Source organism: Streptomyces sp. BPTC-684 (genome assembly GCF_030028635.1).
Lineage (GTDB): Bacteria > Actinomycetota > Actinomycetes > Streptomycetales > Streptomycetaceae > Streptomyces > Streptomyces noboritoensis.
Genome location: NZ_CP124863.1, coordinates 4,507,046 through 4,526,775 on the forward strand (window position 1 = coordinate 4,507,046; position 19,730 = coordinate 4,526,775).

Sequence of the window (19,730 nt, forward strand, 5' to 3'; positions counted from 1 at the left end):
GATCCGGTTGTGATCACGTTCGATCGCAACTGTTTCAGTCGTGGAGGAGTTCATCAAGGTCTATGTCGGTGATGCCCTGCGGGGGCGTCCCGCACTCGAACCACACCGTCTTCCCGGTCCTGGCCGGGCCCGGGGAGACGCCCCACTTGTCGACCACCGCGTCCAGGATGACGAGCCCGCGCCCGGACTCGTCCTCCTCCGACGCGTTGAGGGGCAGGGGAAGCTGCGGGAATCTGTCCGACACCTCGATGCGTACGCCGTGCGGCCGGCGGCGGATGCTCAACTCGCAGTAGCGGTCCGGCACATGCCGTACCACGTTGGCGAGCAGCTCCGTCACGGCGAGTTCGGCCGCGTCCACTAGCTCGGACATGGCCCAGAAGTCGAGGTGCGTACGGACGATCCTGCGGACATGGCGGGCGGAGTGCACGCCGACCGTGAAGCGCATGCCGTACTGGGAATTGTCGTTCACGGTACGAGCGTGGCGCGAGATGGCTACTCTCGGCTACGGCACGAATGCAACCCGCTTGGAAGTAAGCGGAGTTGAGCACGAGGGGGTACCCGCCGTGGTCCACATCAACGTCCTCGATCCGAGCGCCTCGCCGCTCGATTATTACGGCTACGAGCTGCGCCGCTACCGCGAGGCGGGCGGGCTCACCCAGAAGCAACTGGGCGCGATCATCTCGTACACGGGTTCGCTGATCGGTCAGATCGAGACGGCCCGCAAACTACCGACGGCCGACTTCAGCGAACGCGCGGACATCGCGCTGGGCACGGGCGGGCTGCTGTCGCGCCTGCTGCCGCTGGTGCTGCGAAGTCAACTTCCGGCTTGGTTTCAGCAAGTTGCTGAGCTGGAGGCGCGGGCGATTGAGATCTATACGTTCCATACGCACCTGATCCACGGGCTCCTGCAGACCGCGCCGTACGCGCGCGCCGTGCTCGGCACGCTGGATCAAACCAACTTGGACGACCGTACGGCGGTCCGGCTGGCCCGGCAGCGCATCCTGGAGAAGGGGAGTGCGCCGGTCCTATGGGCGATCATCGGTGAGGCCGCGTTGTATCAGGAGATCGGCGGCGCCGAGGTCATGCGCGGGCAACTGGACCGGCTGTTGTCGTTCGAGAGCAACCCGAAGGTGAACATCCAGATCCTGCCGTACGGGGTTGGGGCGCATGCCGGATTGCAAGGCTCGTTCGACCTCTTCCGCTTCACCGGGGATCCGGCCATCGTCTACACCGAGGGCTACGGAGCTGGTCATCCAACTGCCAACCCGGACACGGTCAAGGACTGTTCACTCCGTTACGATCACCTCCAAGCCGCCGCCCTGTCCATCCAGGACTCGGCGAAGCTGATCCGGCACGCGATGGAGGAACGGTATGGGGAGCAACCTGGATCTGACCCGCGTCCAGTGGCGTAAGTCCAGCTACAGCGGTGATCAGGGCGGCTCCTGCGTCGAGTGCGTGCCGCTCGGCGACGCCGCTTGGCGCAAGTCCACGTACAGCGGTGATCAGGGCGGCGAATGCGTAGAAGTCGCCGCCCTCCTCCCTTCCACCATCGCCGTCCGCGACTCCAAGAACCCCCACGGCCCCGCCATACGCGTCAACCCGGCCGCTTTCAGCGACTTCGTACGGAACCTGTAGAGCTCCCGAGCCTCACGGGCTCACCTGGAGCTCCTTGATCCCGTTCAGCCATGCCGAGCGCAGGCGGCGCGGGTCGCCCGCGAGCGTCAGGTTCGGCAGGGCGTCCGCTATCGCGTTGAAGATCAGGTTGATTTCGAGGACCGCCAGCGACTTGCCGAGGCAGAAGTGCGGACCTCCGCCGCCGAAGCCGAGGTGCGGGTTCGGGTCGCGGAGGATGTCGAACTTCTCGGGGGCGTCGAAGAGTTCGGGGTCGTTGTTGGCCGACGAATAGAACAGGCCGACCCGGTCGCCCGCCTTGATCTTCTGGCCACCGAGTTCCGTGTCCTGCACCGCCGTACGCTGGAAGGACACCACCGGGGTCGCCCAGCGCACGATCTCCTCGGCCGCCGTCTCGGGGCGTTCGCGTTTGTAGAGTTCCCACTGGTCGGGGTGGGTGAGGAACGCGTGCATGCCGTGGCTGATCGCGTTGCGGGTCGTCTCGTTGCCCGCCACCGCGAGCAGGATGACGAAGAAGCCGAACTCGTCGGAGGACAGGTTGCCTTCGCCCTCCGCCGCGACCAGCTGCGACACGATGTCCTTCGCCGGGCACTCCTTGCGCGCCGCCGCGAGGTTCATCGCGTACGAGACGATCTCCATGGCGGCCTCGGCGCCGATCTCCTCGGTGATGGCGTACTCGGGATCGTCGTACGCCGCCATCTTGTTGGACCAGTCGAAGATCTTCGCGCGGTCCTGCTGCGGTACGCCGATGAGCTCCGCGATCGCCTGGAGCGGCAGCTCGACGGCGATGTTGGTGACGAAGTCGAAGGAGTCGCGGCCCTTGGAGGAGGCGAGGGCGGTGTCCACGATCCGCAGGGCCCGGTCGCGCAGGGCGCCTTCGAGCGAGCGGATCGCGCGCGGGGTGAAGCCGCGCTGGACGATCTGGCGGACCCGGGTGTGCTCCGGCGGATCCATGTTGAGCATGATCAGCCGCTGGACCTCGATCTGGTCGCGGGTGATGTTCTGGTTGAAGCGGATGACGGCGGTGTTGGTGGTGGAGGAGAACAGCTCCGGGTGCGTGGAGACGTACTTGACGTCCGCGTGCCGGGTCACCGCCCAGTAGCCGTCGTCGCCGAAGCCGGCGATGCCGTGCGGCTGGGGGCACCAGAAGACCGGGGCGGTCTGCCGCGCCTCGGCGAACTCCGGGTGCGGGACGCGGTCCTGGAGCAGGTCGGGGTCGGTGAAGTCGAACCCCTCGGGCAGGTGGGGGCAGCGCATCGGCAACTCCATCTCGACGGCACTTGTCTGAGCTTGTCTGACGATCCATCAGAATTTGACTGAAAGGTAGTAACGGGTTCTACAAGTGGCAAGGGTTCCGGGGTGCTCGGTTGCGGTCGCCGGGGTGCGGCGGGTGCGTGCACAACCCTTGCGTACCGGGGGTAAGTCTCACCAGACTGCATACGGAACTAGAACGCGTACTAGTTCGGTCGCGGCGGCTCCGGGAGGCCCCGGCGACTGTGCCAAGGAGAGGACGAGCTCATGGCCGCGGAACCCGTCATCGTCGAAGCCGTACGTACGCCGATCGGCAAGCGCGGAGGCGCGCTCGCCAATCTGCACCCCGCCTATCTGCTCGGCGAGACCTACCGCGAGCTGCTCGGGCGGACCGGGATCCACGCGGACTGCGTGGAGCAGATCGTCGGCGGCACGGTCACGCACGCCGGCGAGCAGTCCATGAATCCGGCGCGCACCGCGTGGCTGGCGATGGGGCTGCCGTACGAGACGGCGGCGACCACCGTGGACTGCCAGTGCGGCTCGTCCCAGCAGGCCAGCCACATGGTCGCCAACATGGTGGCGGCGGGGGTCGTGGACATCGGCATCAGCTGCGGGGTGGAGGCGATGTCGCGGGTGCCGCTGGGGTCGGGGTCCAAGCACGGGCCCGGGAAGCCGTTCCCGGACGAGTGGAACGTGGACCTGCCCAACCAGTTCGAGGCGGCCGAGCGGATCGCGCGGCACCGGGGGCTGACGCGGGAGCGGGTCGACTCGCTGGGGCTGCTCTCGCAGGAGCGGGCGGCGGTGGCGTGGGGGGAGGAGCGCTTCAAGCGCGAGACGTTCGCCGTACAGGTCCCCACGACCGAGGAGGAGCAGACGGCCGGGCAGGGCATGTGGCGGCTCGTCGACCGGGACGAGGGCCTGCGGGACACGTCGATGGAGGCGCTGGCCGGGCTGAAGCCGGTCATGCCGACCGCCGTGCACACGGCCGGGAACTCCTCCCAGATCTCCGACGGCGCGTCCGCGATCATGTGGGCGTCCAAGCGGATGGCGCGGGCGCTGAAGCTGCGGCCCCGGGCGCGGATCGTGGCACAGGCGCTGGTGGGGGCGGACCCGCACTTCCACCTCGACGGCCCGATCGACGCGACGCGGGCGGTCCTGGGCAAGGCGGGCATGTCCCTGCGGGACATCGACCTGGTCGAGATCAACGAGGCGTTCGCGTCGGTGGTCCTGAGCTGGGCCCAGGTCTTCGACCAGGACCTGGACAAGGTGAACGTGAACGGGGGCGCGATAGCCCTGGGCCACCCGGTCGGCGCGACGGGCGCCCGCCTGATCACGACGGCCCTGCACGAGCTGGAACGGCACGACCGGGAGTTCGCGCTGGTGACTATGTGTGCGGGGGGTGCGCTGGCTACGGCGACGATCTTGCAGCGGTTGTAGCCGGATGCAGGGCTGGCGCCCGGAGAAACGGGAGAAGCTCCCTCGGTAGGTGTTTCTACCGGGGAGCTTCGCTTCGCTTGTGCTCGGCTTGTGCTCGGCTGGGGATCAGTACCAGCTGTTCTGCTGCCAGAAGTTCCAGGCGCCGCACGGGCTGCCGTAGCGCGAGTTCATGTAGTCCAGGCCCCACGCGATCTGGGTGGCGGGGTTGGTCTGCCAGTCGGCGCCCTTGGTGGCCATCTTGGAGCCGGGGAGCGCCTGGACCAGGCCGTACGCACCGCTGGACGGGTTCGAGGCGTGGATGTTCCAGCCGGACTCGTGGTTGACGATGTTGCTGAAGCACTGGAACTGGGCGGCGCTCGGGATCATCTTCTTCGCCACGTCCTGGGCGCCCATGGGGGCGGCCTGGGCGGGAACGGCGGCCGCCGCGATACCGGCGGCGGCGAGCAGCGTGGCAGCACCAGCGGCGATCGACTTCTTGCGGGCGGCGAGACGGGCGGCGAACGACACAGAGAGACCTAACTTCGGGGACAAGGGCTGTCGCGGAGCAGGCGGCAGCTCCGGAGAGCCACATGAGCTCCCGGGAGGAGCGGGGGTTTCGTCCTGCGTGGGCTTCCGCGGCCCGGTGATCGGGCCAGGCGGTGCCCGGCGACTGGACCAGTTTTAGCGACCCCGAGAGGCGGCCGCAAACACCCCTGTTACTAGTGGTCCTCGCATCCGGGGTGGAACGACCCGGGTCGGGGGTGGGGGAGAAACGGCTGGTCGGAGGGGTTATTTGTGGCTTTATCCAGGCCGTATAGAGCTACTATTCCGGGTCGTATGTGACCTGGGTCCTGTGGGGGGCCTCACCCGCCGGAGCCCTCGAATGTGACCTGGGCCTCGAAGGAAGCGCGCCGGGTGGCTCTGCGTAGTGCCTTCAGTACGGTCGAGCCGAGCGCGAACGTCAGGACCGTCGTGAGCACCGCCCGGCCCAGGTCCCAGCCGAGCGAGGTGGTCGCGCAGTACGCGGCGAAGCGCAGCAGGTTCTCGCCCAGCGGGTCGCCCGGGTGGAAGGAGATCCCGGACGACATGCCGCCGATGTACGTCCAGCCCTGAAGGTTCATGACCGTGCCGTACGCGAAGGACGCCGCGAAGCCGTACAGCGCGAGCAGCACCAGCTCGCCCCGGCCCCGGAGGCGGTGCGGGCCCGGGAGCAGCCCGGCGCCCATCGTGAACCAGCCCATCGACAGCATCTGGAACGGCATCCAGGGGCCGACACCGCCCGTGAGCAGGGCGGACGCGAACATCGTGACCGCGCCGAGCACGAAGCCGAAGCCCGGGCCGAGGACGCGGCCGCTCAGCACCATCAGGAAGAACATCGGCTCCAGACCGGCCGTGCCCGCGCCCAGCGGGCGCAGGGCGGCGCCGACCGCCGCGAGGACGCCGAGCATGGCGACGGCCTTGGCGTCCATGCCGCCGTCCTCGTCCGCGATGGTGGCGACGACCACGCCGACGAGGAGGGGCAGGAGCGCGGCGAAGAGCCAGGGGGCGTCCTGGGAGTGGGCGAGCCCGGAGTTCTCGTCGGCGAGGAGGGGCCAGCCGAAGGCGGCGATGCCGGTGAGGGTGATGAGGGTGAGGGCGACGATGCCGCGCGGGCCGAGGCGGACGGCCTTGGCCTGGCGGTCGCTCTTTTGCCGGGGTGCCGTCATGCCAGGGCCTCGCGTACCTGGGTGACCGTGAGCCACGGGTCCGGGGCCAGGATCTTGGAGACCTGGGGGGCGAAGGAGGGCGAGGAGACGACCACGTCGGCCGTCGGACCGTCCGCGACGACCTCGCCGTCGGCCAGGATCACGACCCGGTGGGCGATCTCGGCCGCCAGCTCCACGTCGTGCGTGGCCAGGACGATCGCGTGGCCCTCGGCGGCGAGGTCGCGCAGCACGTCCGCGAGGCGCGCCTTCGCGGCGTAGTCCAGGCCTCGGGTCGGCTCGTCCAGGAGGAGCAGCGGGGGGCGGCCGGTCAGCACGATCGCGAGTGCGAGGGCGAGGCGCTGGCCCTCGGAGAGGTCGCGGGGGTGGGTGTCGTCGGGGACGCCGGGGAGGAGGGCGGTGACGAGGTCGCGGCAGGTGCCGGGGGGTGCCTCGGCGTCCGCGTCCGCCGCCGTGCACTCGGCGGCGACCGTGTCCGCGTACAGCAGGTCTCGGGGCTCCTGCGGTACGAGGCCGACCTCGCGGATCAGTTCGCGCGGGGGTGTGCGGTGGGGGGTGCGGCCGTTGACGGTCACCGTGCCGGTGGTGGGTTCGATCATGCCGACGAGGGTGTTGAGGAGGGTGGATTTGCCGGCGCCGTTCCTTCCCATGAGTGCGGTGGTTTCGCCGGGGGTGAGGGTGAGCGTGATGTTGCGGAGAGCGTCGATGCGGGCTCGGCGTACGCCGAGTGCGGTGACGGTTGCGGTTGCCGTCGCGGCGGGTTGCGTTGCCTTCGTGCCTCGGCGGAGGCGGGTCAGTGCTGCGCGGAGGCCGGTGTTTTCCCGTGCGGGGCGGTGGGCGGGCACCCGGCCTTCGGCCGGGTCGGTGCTCCCACCCGCACCGCCCGTTTCGGTGGGGTCGCCGGTGCGGGTCTTCCCGTGGGGCACGTTCGCCGTCGGCGGCTGGCGGTCCGCTGTGGGCACCCGGCCTCCGGCCGGGTTGTCGTACCCACCCGCTCCGCCCGTGAGGGTCGGTTCGCCGGTGCGGGTTTTCCTGTGGGGGGCGTTCGCCGTCGGCGGCTGCGGAGACCTTGTTGCCAGGTGGGCTCGGAGGTCGTGTGCTCGGCGGCGGGCGTCTCGTACCGACAGGGGGAGGGGGTCCCAGCCTGCCAGGCGGCCCAGGGTTACCACCGGGGGGTGTACCGGGGAGATCGCCATGATTTCTGCGGGGGTGCCAAGGATCGGAGCGGCGGACGGGGACGGGAGCAGGAGGGCTCGGTCCGCGTACTGGATTACTCGTTCCAGGCGGTGCTCCGCCATCAGGACCGTCGTGCCCAGGTCGTGGACCAGGCGTTGCAGTACGGACAGGACCTCCTCCGCCGCCGCCGGGTCCAGCGCCGACGTCGGCTCGTCCAGGACCAGGACCTTGGGGTGCGGGGTCAGGACCGAGCCGATCGCCACGCGCTGCTGCTGGCCGCCGGAGAGCGTGGCGATCGGGCGGTCGCGGAGGTCCGCGAGGCCCAGCAGGTCGAGGGTCTCCTCGACCCGGCGGCGCATCACGTGCGGGGCGAGGCCCAGGGACTCCATGCCGTACGCCAGCTCGTCCTCGACCGTGTCGGTGACGAAGTGGGCGAGCGGGTCCTGGCCCACCGTGCCGACCAGGTCGGCGAGTTCGCGCGGCTTGTGGGTACGGGTGTCGCGGCCGTCGACCGTCACGCGGCCCCGCAGGGTGCCGCCGGTGAAGTGGGGGACCAGGCCCGAGACCGTACCGAGGAGTGTCGACTTGCCGACTCCGGAGGGGCCGATGAGCAACACCAACTCACCCTCTGGGATGGTGAGTTGGACGTGTTGGATGGTGGGGCGGCGTGGCCCTCGTACGTGACCGACACCTCTTCGAAGCGGATCATTTCGACTCCTGGGGTGTCGGGCGGGTCTGGGGTGCGGGGGTCACGAAGGCCGGGAGCAGGCCCAGGAGGGTGGCCAGGGCGGGCCAGAGGGGGAGCTCGGGGGCGGTGAGCGGGACGACGCCCGGGTGCAGGGCGTCCGGTGCGTACGTACCCGCCCAGATCATCGCGGCCGCCACCGCCGCGCCGGAACCGGCCACCAGCCAGGCGCGGGCGCCCCAGCGGTCGGGGCGGTAGCGGGTGCGGACCGAGCGGCGGCCGCCCAGGCGCAGGCCCGCGAGGGCGGCGGCGAGGCCGGTGAGCAGGACGGGCAGGCCGTAGCGGACGCCTTCGGCGGCGAGGAGTCCGTACGTACCGGCGCAGACGCCGAGGAGTCCGCCGAGGGTGAGGACGGTGGTGGTGTGGCGGACGGCGGGCGGTACGTGCGCGGTGCGGCCGTAGCCGCGGGCGTCCATGGAGGCGGCGACGGCGACCGAGCGCTCCAGGGCGCCTTCCAGGACCGGCAGGCCGATCTGGAGGATCGCCTTGATGCCGCCGGTGGGGCGGCCGCGCAGGCGGCGGACGGTCCTCAGCCGTGCGACGTCGGCGACCATGTTCGGCGCGAACGTCATCGCGACGACCACGGCCACGCCCGCCTCGTACAGGGCGCCCGGGAGGGACTTGAGGAGGCGGGCCGGGTTGGCGAGGGCGTTCGCGGCGCCGACGCAGATGAGGAGGGTGGCGAGCCGGGCGCCGTCGTAGAGCGCGAAGAGCATGCCCTCGGCGGTGACGCGGCCGCCGATGCGGATGCCCTTCGCCCAGTCGGGGAGGGGGGCCTCGGGGAGCGTGAGGAGGGTGTGCGTGCCGGGGATCGGCGAGCCGAGGGCCACGTTGAAGACGAGGCGGATGGCGACGACGGCGAGGCCGAGCTTCACGAAGGCGGTGTACGAGCGGGCCCACGGGGCGTCCGTCCTGCGGGCCGCGACGACGTAGCCGGCGACGGCGACGAGCAGGGCGAGGAGGAGGGGGTTGGTGGTGCGGGACGCGGCCGTGGCGAGCCCTATGGCCCAGAGCCACCAGGCGCCGGGGTGCAGGGCGTTGGAGCGGGTGGCGTAGGGGGTGCGGGTGGCTGTGCGCCGCTTTGGCGTGCGGCTTCGGTCGGCCGCGGGCCGTGGGGTGCGTCGTCTGTCGGCCCCGGGCCGTCGTGGGTGCACCCGGCCTTCGGCCGGGCCGGTGTTCCCACCCGCACCGCCCGTTTCGGTGGGTTCGCCGGTGCGGGCCTTCTCGTGGGGCGCGTTCGTCGTCCCCGGCTGCGGGGTTTCGTCGTTCGTGGGCATCTCGTCGTCGCCCGGTCAGTCGCGGCGGCGGCGGGATTGCCAGATCGCTGCTGCTGCCAGCGTCACGATGGCCGCGATGCCTGCCATCAGGCCCAGGGACGGGCCGGAGTCCGAGGAGGAGTCGGAGGACTTCTTCGGAGCGGCGGTGGGCCGTGTATCCGTCTTGCCCGATACCTGCTCGCCGCAGCCCGTGTGCGGGTAGCCCGCGATCGCGCAGAGCAGGGCCGCGCTGTTGTAGCGGAGCGGCTTGGCCACCGCCGCCAGGGCGTCCGCCGTCGTCGCGTCCTCGGGGACCTGCGCGCACGCCGTACGCGCCGCCGGGGGCGTCTCGCCGCCCGGGGCGTCCTGCGGGGTGCCGAAGTCGAGGGCCAGGGCGACCCGCTTGCGGCCCGGCTTCGCGGGCGTCGACGCGCACACCTCCGCGAACGTCGGCGCCGAACGCGGGGTCGCCGCGTCCTTGGAGTCCGCGCTGACCGCGAAGCGGAAGCCCTGGACGTCGCCGTCCGAGGGGTGCGCGGTGGCCGGGCCCTGCGTCGCGTACGTCCAGGTCGTGCCCTGGCGGTCCCAGAACGACCAGTACCGGTAGCCCGCCGCCTCGGCGGACCCCGCCCCCGCGCCGAGCGTCAGCGCGAGGGCGAGGGCGGTCACGGCCGTGAGGCGGTGCCCGGGCATCACTTCTGCGCGTTCTTCTTGCGCGCGCTCACCAGGAAGCCGACGCCCACGCTCGCCACGAAGAACACGCCGACGATCCACCACACCGACTTGCTGGAGGAGTCGTCCTTCTCGGACTCCTTCGTCGCGGACTTGGTCTGGTCGGCCGCCTGCGCCCCCTCCGGGGTCGGGCCCGTCGCGTTCAGCTGGGACACCAGGTCCGTACCGCCGAACTTCCTCGGGTCGGCGCCGGTGGCGTTCGCGGCCAGGACGAGCTGGGCGTAGGCGGCCGGGCCGTTCTCCTTGGCCCAGCCGGACGCGTTCTTCTCCAGCCACTGCAGGGACGCCTTGGCCTGGGCCTCCTGGCCGTCGGTGGCGAGGGCGACGACGGCGTCGGCGGTGTTGCCGTAGTCGGGCTGGTTCTCGGCGCCCGGCATCACGGAGTTGAGGTGGCCCGACTTGGCCAGGGTGCGGACCAGGTACGCGGCGCCGTTGTGCGCGGCCTGCTCCGGCGTGGTCGCCTTCTCGCAGGTGGTGCCCTTGGCGTCGGGGTGCCCGGCGGTGGCGGCCAGGCCCTTGCCGTACGAGGCGGTCACGGCGGCGGCGCTGGCGTCGGAGTTCGCGTACAGCTTCGAGGTCTTCAGGTCCGGCTGGTACGCGAACGCGCCCGAGCCGGGCGTGCTGTCGCACGGCATCGCGAACGTGAGCAGCGCGTCCAGCGGCGACTTGCCGCCCTTGCCGTCCTTGACGGCGGACTTGGCGTCGGCGGGCTTCTCGCCGGCGGCGGCGAGGGCGCCGATCACGACCGAGGTGGAGTTGGCGTCGCTCTTGCCGCCGGGGTTGTAGGCCCAGCCGCCGTCGGCGTTCTGCACGGTCTTCAGCCAGGAGACGCCCTTCGTCACGGCGTCGGTGTGGTCGCCGAGGGCGACGAGGGCCTGGATCGCGGCGGCGGTGGCGTTGGTGTCGAGCATCGTCTTGGCGTCGCACGGCTTGGCGGCGTCGGGGCGGTACGAGGGGAACGCGCCGGTGTCGCACTGCTGACCCGTCAGCCAGGTCACCGCCTGCGCGGCGGGCTTCACACCGACCGTGCTCTGGGCGAGCAGGGCGAGCGACTGCCGCCAGACGCCGTCGTACGCGGGGTCCTTCGTCCCGTACAGCCCCTGCGGGAGGGTCTTGGCGGGGGAGGACGGCGCCGTGCCGTCGGCGAAGGCGGCCGGGGCGGCGCCGCCCAGGACGACGGTGGCGGCGGCGAGCGCTGCGGCGCAGCGGCGTACGGTCATGGCGTGCGGTGCCTCTCCTGCGGGGGCCGGGCGGCGCGGCGGGCGCGGGGGCACGCCGGCTCGTGGCTCCGTGTACCTCGACGGGGCCGGTCATCGGCGGCTTGCCGGTGACCGTTGAGCCGGTCATGTCCGTAGGGGTGATCCGGCTCGTCGCGGCGGGCGACTTACGGATTGGGGTCTCCCCTGCTCGAGCGGAGTCGAGAGCTTGGGGAAGGGTCAGCGCCGGATTCGCACCGGCTTCCCCCCGTACGGGCATGGACGACGGGTTCACTGTACCGGCCGCCCCGTTCCCGGCCGGGGGTCCCCCTGGCAGGGAACGGCTTGCGGGCCCGGGGCCCGGCTCCGGGACTTCGCCGCGGCCCCCGTCCGTCTGCGGGTCGGTGGGGGCTGGTCGCGGTCGATGGGCGACAGCCAGTCGCAGGCGGAGTGCCTGCGGCGTGGGTTGTACCAGTCGGTGACCCAGGAGGCGATCTTGATGCGGGCCTCGGCGCGTGTCCGGAAGCGGTGGCGGTGGATGTACTCGACCTTGAGGGTCGAGTTCGTCGCCTCGGCGACCGCGTTGTCCAGGGCGGACCCCACACGTCCCAGGGACACCGAGCTGATGCCCAGTTCCCGGGCGACCTCGGTGACCGACCGGCCCGAAGACGCCACGAGCGCGATCGCGTCCCGCTTGACCTCCGCGGTGTGCCGCTTCGCGTACGGCCCTCGCACTACTCCTGGGCCAGCTCGCCGCTAGCCGCAGTCTCCGTGGTCGCATCCGCGATGCGGGCGATCAGGACAGCATTCTCGGCCTCCAGCGCGAGGATCCGCTTCCGCGCGAAGTAGAGCTCGACCACGGCGTCCTGGAATTCGCCGACCAACTCCTCGGGGGTGAGCTGCACCATGTCCGTTCCTCCTACGCCGGGGCGATCCGTGTGACGGTGCCCTGGGAGCCTCGCCACCACAGCGCGCCGCCCTGGGCGAAGAGGGAGCCACCACCCGCTGCGGACTCGACCTTGGTGGGCGCGGCAGGCGCGTTGCCGATCTCCAGTACGCCGTCGACGAGCAGGCCCGGCTTGCTCGTGCGCTGCACCACATGCACCTGGGCGCGCGGGGTCGCCCCTCGGTCGATCCCCACGCCGATCAGGCCGCTCCCCTTGACGACGAAATCCTCCAAGCCGGCGTTGTTGCGGAGTACGAGGAGGGCGCCGGAAGTCGGGCCGTCGGTCGCGGTCATGAAGATGCCCTGCGAGGCGGTGCCGCTGGTCTGCAGGTCGATCGAGAGCGCGGAGGCCCCCGCGTCGGAACCGTCTGCGTGCCCGACGTGCGCGATCTTGAGCGTGCCTCGGCTGTTGCGCTCCACGCCCTTCAGGTACATGGCCGATGAATCCGGATTGTCCGACACGACGTTGAGCGCGGCCCCGCTACCCGAGGTGGCCGCCTGGCGGATGGTCGCGGCGTGGTCGACGGTGGATGTCGTCTTGAGGTAGGCGGCCTCACCGGTCGCGTCCGTGTTGAACTTCTGCGCGGTCGCCATCCCCTGCACGACGACGGGCCCGGGAAACGTCGTCGTCTCCCCCGCCGCCTCTGCTTCCGTCGCGGTCCCCCCGATGGCCACGGTCACGGCTCCCGCCGTAAACCCGCCCACGAACAACCTCCGCGTGACAGTCATGCGTCGCGCCTACTTTCCAGATCTATGTCAACAAGAGCCATCATCACGCCCAGCTACGAACTCTGGTGCGACCCAGTACCGACCCGTGCACGTACGATCCCGCCATTCAGCCCGAAACGTCGGCCTTGCTCACCGAAACGAGGCTGCCCCAGAGTGCTCAGGCCACCGGCCTCCCGCGGCAGTCCCCGGCGGTTCGCATTCCGCTCCTCGTCCGAGGGTGACGGCGAAGTCGATCTGTCACGTGTCATGCCCCCAGCCATTCCCTGGCTGGGGGCATGACGTTCACCAATCGGAGGCCTGAAGGTCGCCCCCTGTCCGGGAACGCGTGGATCAGAACAGGTACTTGTACATCTGCCAGCCGCCGCCCACCCGGACGCGCCCGGCGAAGTTGCCCCTGCCGTCACCGGCATACGACCACAGCACACCGGAGCCGTCTCGCGCGAGGAGGTCCGGTCGGCCGTCGCCGTTCAAGTCACCGGACCCGACAAGGGAGTTGTAGGCTTGCCAGCCGCCGCCGACCCTCACGCGGCTCGCCAGCGTGCCCTTGCCCGTCCCCGGGTACAGCCACAGCACCCCGGAACCGTCCCGGGCCAGCAGGTCGGCCTTCCCGTCGCCGTTCACGTCACTCGCGCCCGTGAGGGTGTAGCCCTTCCAGCCCCGGCCGATCTTCACCCGGGACTTGAAGTTCCGCGCACCGTTGTCCGCGTAGAGGTACAGGTCGCCCGTGGACGCCTCCCGTGCGAGCAGGTCCGCCCGGCCGTCTCCGGTCAGATCGCCCGGAGACGTCAGCGCGTCGTAGATGTTCCAGCCGGAACCGATCGTCCCGTACGAGTTCGACGACCACATCCCGGTGCCCGGGATCATGCGGTAGCCGCGCAGCTCACCGCTCGACACCCGTACCAGGACGTCGTTGCTGCGGTCGCCGTTCACGTCCCCGAACGGGACGACCGCCGTCGCGCTCTTCCAGCTCGTACCCGAGAGCTTGGCGTCGACACCGCCCCGGCCGTCACCCAGCCGCAGGTCGGCGGCACCGGCCGGCGTGATGCCCACCAGCTCGCCGAGGCCGTCGCCGTCGAAGTCCCGGTACCTGTCGGTGTACGACTGGACGCCGATGCCGCCGCCCGCCAGCTCGCGCGGGCCCGCGCCGTCACCGATGTCCGCCTGCAGCTGCCAGGTGTAGCGCCCGCCGGGGACCTTGTTCCCCTTGTCGTCGCCGCCGTCCCAGACGGCCGACACCAGCGCACCCCGCTCCTTGCCGCCGCCCCGGAAGGTACGGACGGCACGACCTCGCGCGTCCATCACCGTCACCATCCAGGCGACCGGGGGCCGCGACAGCTGCCAGGAGCCGTGCCACTCCTCCGCGGGCGTGGCCTCGCGGATCAGTCGCATCTCGGTGTCGGCGTGGGAGTCGACGATGCTCAGGGGCGACTTCTGGATGCCCACCGGCTTGATGTGGACGCGCTGCTCGGCGTCCACATAGGCGATGCCGCCGCCGAACTTGTCGACCGTCCACGACAGTCGGCGGTCGTCGGCCCCACTCGCCGTCGGCTCGCCCACCTCGGAGGTCACGGGCGCGGCCTCGGCGCCCTTGCTGAAGTCGGTGAGCTGCAGCTTGTTGGTGGTGTGGTCGTGGCGGACCGTGAAGCCGTCGCCGAGCAGGACGTCCCCGCCGGGCACCGCGACACTCCGCTGCAGCTCGCGGTCGTAGACACCCGCCTTCTCCGGACCGCAGCTCCAGTAGATCCACCGGCCCAGGGCCTGCAGCTCGGCGGGGTTGGCACAGTCGATGCCGAAGGCCGAGGAGGTCTGCTTGGTCTTCAGGTCGTACGCCTCGACCTTGCCCGCGTCGCCGGCCGGCCGCCACAGCGTGGTGCCCCACAGCGCGGCGGCGCTCTTCTTGCCGGACAGGACGACGTTGTCGTCCCGGCCCCGCTCGAAGTCGACGACGTACTGCTCGTTGCGCGCGTTGATCCGGCCGACCATGTACCGGCCGAAGGCGTCCACGAGTTCTGCGGAGCTCGGCAGCCGGACGGTCCGGCCGCTGTCGGCGTCGGTCGGCGAGTAGAGCGTGAAATCGTCCCGGTACGCCGTGCGGCCGTCGCCGAGCGCCTGGACCGGGGTGCCCACGCCGGCCACGTCGTATGGGTTCGACACACGGGCCCGTGCGCGCACCACGGGCTCGCCGACCTCGCCCGAAGGAGAGATCTTCCGCTCGTACAGGGCCTGGAACGGGTTCCTGTCGGAGTCGCTGAAGTAGTTCAGTGTGCCCGCGCCGAGCGCGATGCCCTTGACCGTGGCTGCCCCGGTCGCAGGCGCCACCTTCTGAAGGGTGGCGAGCTGCGGCGTTCCGTCCGCACCGGCCGTGATCCGGCGGATCGCCCAGTCCTTGGCACCGCTGCCGCCGGTGACCAGCGCACTGCCGTCGGGCGCGGCCTTGATCTCACCGTCGGAGTACGGAAGGAGCTCGCGCGGCGTGCCGCCGGTGACCGGTACGGCCCACAGCTTGGTTCCCGGGAAGTGCGAGGCCACGGCCAGGCGGATGCTGCGACGGTAGACGATCCAGTCGCCGACCACCGCCACACCGTCCACTTGTTCGTCCTCGTTGCCCGTCGGCTGACCCAGGGGGGACGTGCTCACGGACGACGCGTTGTCCCTGCGGATGACGCGCAACACGTGCGAGCCGCTGGTTTCCAGAACGTACTTCTTACCGAGCACGGCACCCGCGTAGAGGCCGCCGTGGAGGTCGCGGAGCGTTCCGGTGCTGTACTGGAGAAGGTACAGATGGGCGCGCCCGTGGTCGCTCGGGGACGTCACATCCAGCACCGCGCCGTCGCCGTCCTGCCGGATGGCGGAAACGCGTGTCTTGCCCTCCGGCACCGCGGCAAAGTCCAACGGCCGCTCGACGATCTTCCCGCCGACCGTCCGGAACACGCTGATCCCGCCGATCACGCCGTCCGCCATGCGATACGCGACCACGGAGTCGGCGGTGTACGCGCCGGCCCAGCGGTAGCCAGCCGGGATGTCCACCGTGGTGGCGGCACCGGTGACCCGATCGGAGATCCGTACCGCAGACGGGGCGTCGGAGGTGCCGATCACCGTCGCGAACAGGCCCGGGTAGTAGCTCCCGCCGGTGTCTCTGTAGTCGGGCAGCGACTTGGTCTCGCCCGAGCCGTAGTCGGTCCAGAGCGTGTCCTTGGAGCCGTCGGGCCGGTGGAAGAACCCGGTCGGCCCGGCCTCCAGGATCTGGTCCTTGCCCGGCTTGGTGCTCGTCTCCGCCGGCAGCACCACCTCGGGCGAGTCCCCCTGGGCTGCGGCGGCGTGCGGGGCCGCCGTGGCGGGCACGGCACCCGCCGTCGTCACGAGTGCCGCCGCTACAGCGACCGCGCTCTGCACAAACGTGTTACGTCTCAAAGTCTTGTCCCTCCCGTAAACCAAGCGAAGGCATGGGAAGGCACGGCGGCATGTCCACGACATGCCACCGTATGAATTCGAACTACAGGCCCCCACCTGTCCCCACACCCCCGCGCAGATGCCCCGACTGTAACAGCGCAGGCCCACGCAAAACCGGGCAGGTCTGCGCAGCTCGCAGCGGGTGGACCGGAAGGCCGAGCCCCCACCCCACCCCTTCCCGGCTGTGACATTTGCGGCTCCGCCGCGTGGCCTCCGGCGGGCGGCCGGGTGCTTTCGGCTGCGGACCGTGGTGGGTTGCTCGCGCAGTTCCCCGCGCGCCTGACCACCTAGGGGCGCGGGGAACTGCGCGACCAGCCCAAGACGGTCCGCAGCCGAACGGGGACCCCCGGAGGGTTCAGGGAAGGGGTGGGGTGGGGGATCACACCGCTCGGTACGTCAGCGGCGGGCCCGGTACCCCCTCCGCCCGTCCCAGTTTCACCAGCCGCCGTACGTGCGCCTCCGCCTCCGACACCGCGATGTTGCGGGAGCCGTAGGGGATCTCCGACCAGGGGCGGTTCCACTCCATGCGGACCGCCAGCTGCCAGGGGGTCAGGGGCTCCTCCGCCAGCAGGGAGAGCAGGTCCGCGAGGCGGGACTCGTGGTGGGCCAGGAGTGCGCGTACACGCGATGCCGCGTCCGTGAACGCGTGCTGGTGGGCGGGGAGCACCTCCGCCACCCCCAGATGGCCAACGCGCTCAAGGGACGACACGTAGTCGCCCAGAGGGTCCGTCACCGTCGCGTCGTCGGGATCCTCGTACAGCCCGATGTGCGGAGTGATCCCGGGGAGGAGGTGGTCCCCCGAGAACAGGCGGCCGTGGCCCGGGCGACCGGACGGGTGCCGCTCCTCCAGGTGGAGGCAGACGTGGCCCGGCGTGTGCCCGGGCGTCCAGATCGCCCGCAGCCGGCGGCCCGGCAGCGGGAGCAGGTCGCCGGGGACGATCTCCCGGTCGGGGAGCGCCGCCCGCAGGCCCGGCAGCGACCGGCCGGAACCCCGCGCCCGTGCCGCCCGCAGCGGCGCGAGGTGGTCCTCCGGCGCTCCCACCGCCGTCAGCTTCTCCGTCAGATAGGACAGCCAGGCCCCGGGCTCCGCCTCCCGCGTGCGCCGTACGACCGCCGTGTCCGCCGGGTGCATCGCCAGCCACGCGCCGGACGCCTCCCGCACCCGGCCGGAGAGCCCGTGGTGGTCGGGGTGGTGGTGGGTCAGCACCACCCCGTGGATGTCCGCGGCATCGGTACCGAGACGCCGCAGGCCGTCCGTCAGCGTGTCCCAGGACGCCGGGTCGTCCCACCCCGTGTCGACCAGGACCGGGCCCCGGTCGGTGTCGACCACGTACACCAGCGTGTGGCCGAGAGGGTTGTCCGGGATGGGCACCTCGATGGAGTGGACGCCCCCGCCGTGGTCGGCCACCCGCGTCCCCCGTGTCACCTGCGTCATGGATCAGCCTCGTCTCCGACCACCACAGTGGGCCCTGGCAGGTCACAGTAGAACGTGTTTCAGTCCGGCCCTCAAGGGGTCTCCCGTCCGTGGACTCCTGATAGGGGAACTGGTATCAGTTCTGGCAGATCTGAAATGCCGTCAGAAAATGGACCGCAGTGGGAGGCGCCACGCCATGACCGATGCCGTCAGCGATCTCGTCGAGCACACCCGGCTCTACATCGGCGGGGAGCTCACCGACCCCCGCGGAACCGACGTCATCGACGTCGTCTCGCCCCACACCGAGCAGGTCATCGGCCGCGTGCCGCACGCCTCCCGGGCCGACGTCGACCACGCCGTCGCCACCGCCCGCCGGGCCTTCGACGAGGGGCCCTGGCCGCGGCTGCCGCTCGCCGACCGCATCGAGGTCGTCTCCCGCATCAAGGACGCGATCGCCCTGCGCCACGAGGAGATCGCCCGCTCCATCAGCGCGCAGAACGGCTCCCCGTACTCCTGGAGCGTCCTCGCGCAGGCCCTCGGCGCGATGATGGTCTGGGACGCGGCGATCACCGTCGCGCGCGACTTCCCGTACGAGGAGCGGCGCGCCGGCGTCCTCGGGCCGATCCTGGTGCGGCGCGAGCCGGTCGGGGTCGTGGCGGCCGTCGTCCCGTGGAACGTGCCGCAGTTCGTGGCCGCCGCCAAGCTCGCGCCCGCGCTGCTCGCGGGGTGCCCGGTGGTGCTCAAGCCGTCCCCGGAGACGCCCCTCGACGCGTACATACTCGGCGACATCGCCCGCGAGGCCGGGCTGCCGGAGGGCGTGCTCTCGATCCTGCCCGCCGACCGCGAGGTCAGCGAGTACCTGGTCGGGCACCCGGACGTGGACAAGGTGTCGTTCACCGGGTCGGTGGCGGCGGGGCGGCGCGTGATGGAGGTCGCCGCGCGCAACCTCACCCGGGTCACCCTGGAGCTGGGCGGCAAGTCCGCCGCCGTCGTGCTGCCCGACGCCGACCTGGAGTCGACCGTCGCCGGGGTCGTCCCGGCCGCGTGGATGAACAACGGGCAGGCGTGCGTCGCCCAGACCCGGATCCTGGCGCCCGCGAGCCGTTACGACGAGTTCGCGGAGGCGTTCGCGGCCGCCGCCGGGCAGCTGGTCGTCGGCGACCCGCTCGACCCGGCGACCCAGGTCGGCCCGCTGGTCGCCGAACGGCAGCGGCGGCGCTCGCTCGACTACATCCGGATCGGCCAGGAGGAGGGCGCCAAGATCCTGGCGGGCGGCGGCCGTCCGGCCGGGCGGGACCGGGGCTGGTACGTCGAGCCGACGCTCTTCGGCTCCGTCGACAACTCCATGCGGATCGCCCGCGAGGAGATCTTCGGGCCGGTGATCTGCCTCCTGCCGTACGCGGACGAGGCCGAGGCGCTTCGGATCGCGAACGACTCCGAGTACGGGCTCAGCGGCAGCGTGTGGACCGGCGACGTCGAGCACGGCATCGACTTCGCCCGGCAGGTGCGCACGGGCACGTTCAACGTGAACACGTTCAGCCTGGACATGTTCGGCCCGTTCGGCGGCTACAAGAACTCCGGTCTGGGGCGGGAGTTCGGGCCCGAGGGGCTGAGCGAGTACCTGGAGCACAAGATGATCCACCTGCCCGCCGCGTATGGGGGTGAGGCGTGATGGGTGACCGCTGGCATGTCGAGGTCGACCGGGGTGTGTGCATCGGGTCTGGCATGTGCGTGAACACCGCGCCGGGGGGCTTCGGGCTGGACACGGCGCGGCAGTCGCGGCCGCGGGCCGCCGACATCGACGCCAATGAGCGCGTGCTCGCCGCGGCCGAGGGGTGTCCGGTGGAGGCCATCAGCATCACCCTGCTCGACTCCGGTGAGCCGGTGTTTCCTCCCGAGGAGTGAGTGGGCGATTCGGCTGCGGACCGTGGTGGGCTCGTCGCGCCCACGCGGCGGAGCCGCAAATGTCACAGCCCCGCGCCCCTAAAAGCGCCCCTTCGGGCCGCCCTTCGCTGGCTGCGGTGACCCGTACCTCCTAGGGGCGCGGGGAACTGCGCGACCAGCCCCCCCACCGGCCCGCAGTC

The 19,730-nt window shown here is 71.2% G+C and carries 17 protein-coding genes and 1 pseudogene; 5 read left to right on the forward strand and 13 right to left on the reverse strand.

Annotation, left to right across the window (positions count from 1 at the left end; all coding sequences use genetic code 11):
- Positions 1-34: 34 nt before the first annotated feature.
- On the reverse strand, positions 35-445 hold the full coding sequence (locus tag QIY60_RS19910) for an ATP-binding protein (protein WP_283146007.1): 411 nt from the start codon (positions 443-445) through the stop codon (positions 35-37).
- A 118-nt stretch (positions 446-563) separates the two neighbouring features.
- Here QIY60_RS19910 and QIY60_RS19915 point away from each other — a divergent pair, with 118 nt between their 5' ends.
- Together QIY60_RS19915 and QIY60_RS19920 are read left to right on the forward strand one after the other, a co-directional pair.
- Entirely contained in the window at positions 564-1,412 is an 849-nt protein-coding gene (locus tag QIY60_RS19915) for a helix-turn-helix transcriptional regulator (RefSeq protein WP_283143626.1), read from the forward strand.
- Positions 1,372-1,635 carry a DUF397 domain-containing protein gene (locus QIY60_RS19920; RefSeq protein ID WP_283143627.1) on the forward strand — a complete coding sequence of 88 codons (264 nt, stop codon included), beginning with the start codon at positions 1,372-1,374 and terminating at the stop codon, positions 1,633-1,635. Before QIY60_RS19915 ends, QIY60_RS19920 begins: the two co-directional genes overlap by 41 nt.
- 12 nt (positions 1,636-1,647) lie before the next feature.
- Here QIY60_RS19920 and QIY60_RS19925 read toward each other — a convergent pair whose 3' ends face one another.
- Complete coding sequence (locus QIY60_RS19925; RefSeq protein ID WP_283143628.1) at positions 1,648-2,889, reverse strand: cytochrome P450; 1,242 nt, start codon at positions 2,887-2,889, stop codon at positions 1,648-1,650.
- Positions 2,890-3,150: 261 nt separating this feature from the next.
- Here QIY60_RS19925 and QIY60_RS19930 point away from each other — a divergent pair, with 261 nt between their 5' ends.
- Positions 3,151-4,320 carry a steroid 3-ketoacyl-CoA thiolase gene (locus tag QIY60_RS19930; RefSeq protein ID WP_283143629.1) on the forward strand — a complete coding sequence of 390 codons (1,170 nt, stop codon included), beginning with the start codon at positions 3,151-3,153 and terminating at the stop codon, positions 4,318-4,320.
- 105 nt (positions 4,321-4,425) lie between these two features.
- Here the strand turns inward: QIY60_RS19930 and QIY60_RS19935 are convergent, their stop codons facing one another.
- From QIY60_RS19935 to QIY60_RS19985, 11 genes and pseudogenes are all read right to left on the reverse strand, one after another.
- Positions 4,426-4,827, reverse strand: coding sequence for a transglycosylase SLT domain-containing protein (locus QIY60_RS19935; protein ID WP_283143630.1), 402 nt, complete (start codon positions 4,825-4,827; stop codon positions 4,426-4,428).
- 335 nt (positions 4,828-5,162) lie between these two features.
- Positions 5,163-6,005 (reverse strand): ECF transporter S component, encoded by an 843-nt coding sequence (locus QIY60_RS19940; protein ID WP_283143631.1) that lies wholly within the window; start codon positions 6,003-6,005, stop codon positions 5,163-5,165.
- Positions 6,002-7,887: pseudogene (locus QIY60_RS19945) on the reverse strand (ABC transporter ATP-binding protein). Before QIY60_RS19945 ends, QIY60_RS19940 begins: the two are co-directional and overlap by 4 nt.
- On the reverse strand, positions 7,884-9,200 hold the full coding sequence (locus QIY60_RS19950) for an energy-coupling factor transporter transmembrane component T (RefSeq protein WP_283143632.1): 1,317 nt from the start codon (positions 9,198-9,200) through the stop codon (positions 7,884-7,886). Before QIY60_RS19950 ends, QIY60_RS19945 begins: the two are co-directional and overlap by 4 nt.
- Positions 9,201-9,215: 15 nt before the next feature.
- Entirely contained in the window at positions 9,216-9,872 is a 657-nt protein-coding gene (locus QIY60_RS19955; RefSeq protein ID WP_283143633.1) for an SCO2322 family protein, read from the reverse strand.
- The gene (locus QIY60_RS19960; protein ID WP_283143634.1) at positions 9,872-11,131 is read right to left on the reverse strand and encodes a prenyltransferase/squalene oxidase repeat-containing protein; all 1,260 of its coding nucleotides are present in this window, start codon (positions 11,129-11,131) and stop codon (positions 9,872-9,874) included. Before QIY60_RS19960 ends, QIY60_RS19955 begins: the two co-directional genes overlap by 1 nt.
- A 267-nt stretch (positions 11,132-11,398) precedes the next feature.
- Positions 11,399-11,842: an integrase core domain-containing protein gene (locus QIY60_RS19965; RefSeq protein WP_283143635.1), complete on the reverse strand. Its 444-nt coding sequence runs from the start codon at positions 11,840-11,842 to the stop codon at positions 11,399-11,401.
- On the reverse strand, positions 11,842-12,015 hold the full coding sequence (locus QIY60_RS19970; RefSeq protein WP_283143636.1) for a hypothetical protein: 174 nt from the start codon (positions 12,013-12,015) through the stop codon (positions 11,842-11,844). The genes QIY60_RS19965 and QIY60_RS19970 overlap by 1 nt, the downstream gene beginning before the upstream one ends.
- A gap of 11 nt (positions 12,016-12,026) precedes the next feature.
- Positions 12,027-12,734 carry a hyaluronoglucosaminidase gene (locus QIY60_RS19975; RefSeq protein ID WP_283143637.1) on the reverse strand — a complete coding sequence of 236 codons (708 nt, stop codon included), beginning with the start codon at positions 12,732-12,734 and terminating at the stop codon, positions 12,027-12,029.
- A gap of 378 nt (positions 12,735-13,112) precedes the next feature.
- Positions 13,113-16,142 (reverse strand): FG-GAP-like repeat-containing protein, encoded by a 3,030-nt coding sequence (locus QIY60_RS19980; protein ID WP_283143638.1) that lies wholly within the window; start codon positions 16,140-16,142, stop codon positions 13,113-13,115.
- A 469-nt stretch (positions 16,143-16,611) separates the two neighbouring features.
- A complete protein-coding gene (locus tag QIY60_RS19985) occupies positions 16,612-17,667 on the reverse strand; it encodes an MBL fold metallo-hydrolase (protein WP_283143639.1) in 1,056 nt (351 codons plus the stop codon).
- A 175-nt stretch (positions 17,668-17,842) separates the two neighbouring features.
- Between QIY60_RS19985 and QIY60_RS19990 the strand changes: the two genes are divergently transcribed.
- Positions 17,843-19,318 (forward strand): aldehyde dehydrogenase, encoded by a 1,476-nt coding sequence (locus QIY60_RS19990; protein ID WP_283143640.1) that lies wholly within the window; start codon positions 17,843-17,845, stop codon positions 19,316-19,318.
- The gene (locus QIY60_RS19995; RefSeq protein WP_283143641.1) at positions 19,318-19,551 is read left to right on the forward strand and encodes a ferredoxin; all 234 of its coding nucleotides are present in this window, start codon (positions 19,318-19,320) and stop codon (positions 19,549-19,551) included. The genes QIY60_RS19990 and QIY60_RS19995 overlap by 1 nt, the downstream gene beginning before the upstream one ends.
- Positions 19,552-19,730: the final 179 nt, after the last annotated feature.

Excerpts from the sequence above, each read along its gene's own strand:
- QIY60_RS19910 (WP_283146007.1), bottom strand. The coding sequence starts at position 445 with ATGCGCTTCACGGTCGGCGTGCACTCCGCCCGCCATGTCCGCAGGATC.
- QIY60_RS19920 (WP_283143627.1), top strand. The coding sequence starts at position 1,372 with ATGGGGAGCAACCTGGATCTGACCCGCGTCCAGTGGCGTAAGTCCAGC.
- QIY60_RS19925 (WP_283143628.1), bottom strand. The coding sequence starts at position 2,889 with ATGCGCTGCCCCCACCTGCCCGAGGGGTTCGACTTCACCGACCCCGAC.
- QIY60_RS19930 (WP_283143629.1), top strand. The coding sequence starts at position 3,151 with ATGGCCGCGGAACCCGTCATCGTCGAAGCCGTACGTACGCCGATCGGC.
- QIY60_RS19940 (WP_283143631.1), bottom strand. The coding sequence starts at position 6,005 with ATGACGGCACCCCGGCAAAAGAGCGACCGCCAGGCCAAGGCCGTCCGC.
- QIY60_RS19950 (WP_283143632.1), bottom strand. The coding sequence starts at position 9,200 with ATGCCCACGAACGACGAAACCCCGCAGCCGGGGACGACGAACGCGCCC.
- QIY60_RS19955 (WP_283143633.1), bottom strand. The coding sequence starts at position 9,872 with ATGCCCGGGCACCGCCTCACGGCCGTGACCGCCCTCGCCCTCGCGCTG.
- QIY60_RS19960 (WP_283143634.1), bottom strand. The coding sequence starts at position 11,131 with ATGACCGTACGCCGCTGCGCCGCAGCGCTCGCCGCCGCCACCGTCGTC.
- QIY60_RS19970 (WP_283143636.1), bottom strand. The coding sequence starts at position 12,015 with ATGGTGCAGCTCACCCCCGAGGAGTTGGTCGGCGAATTCCAGGACGCC.
- QIY60_RS19985 (WP_283143639.1), bottom strand. The coding sequence starts at position 17,667 with ATGACGCAGGTGACACGGGGGACGCGGGTGGCCGACCACGGCGGGGGC.
- QIY60_RS19990 (WP_283143640.1), top strand. The coding sequence starts at position 17,843 with ATGACCGATGCCGTCAGCGATCTCGTCGAGCACACCCGGCTCTACATC.
- QIY60_RS19995 (WP_283143641.1), top strand. The coding sequence starts at position 19,318 with ATGGGTGACCGCTGGCATGTCGAGGTCGACCGGGGTGTGTGCATCGGG.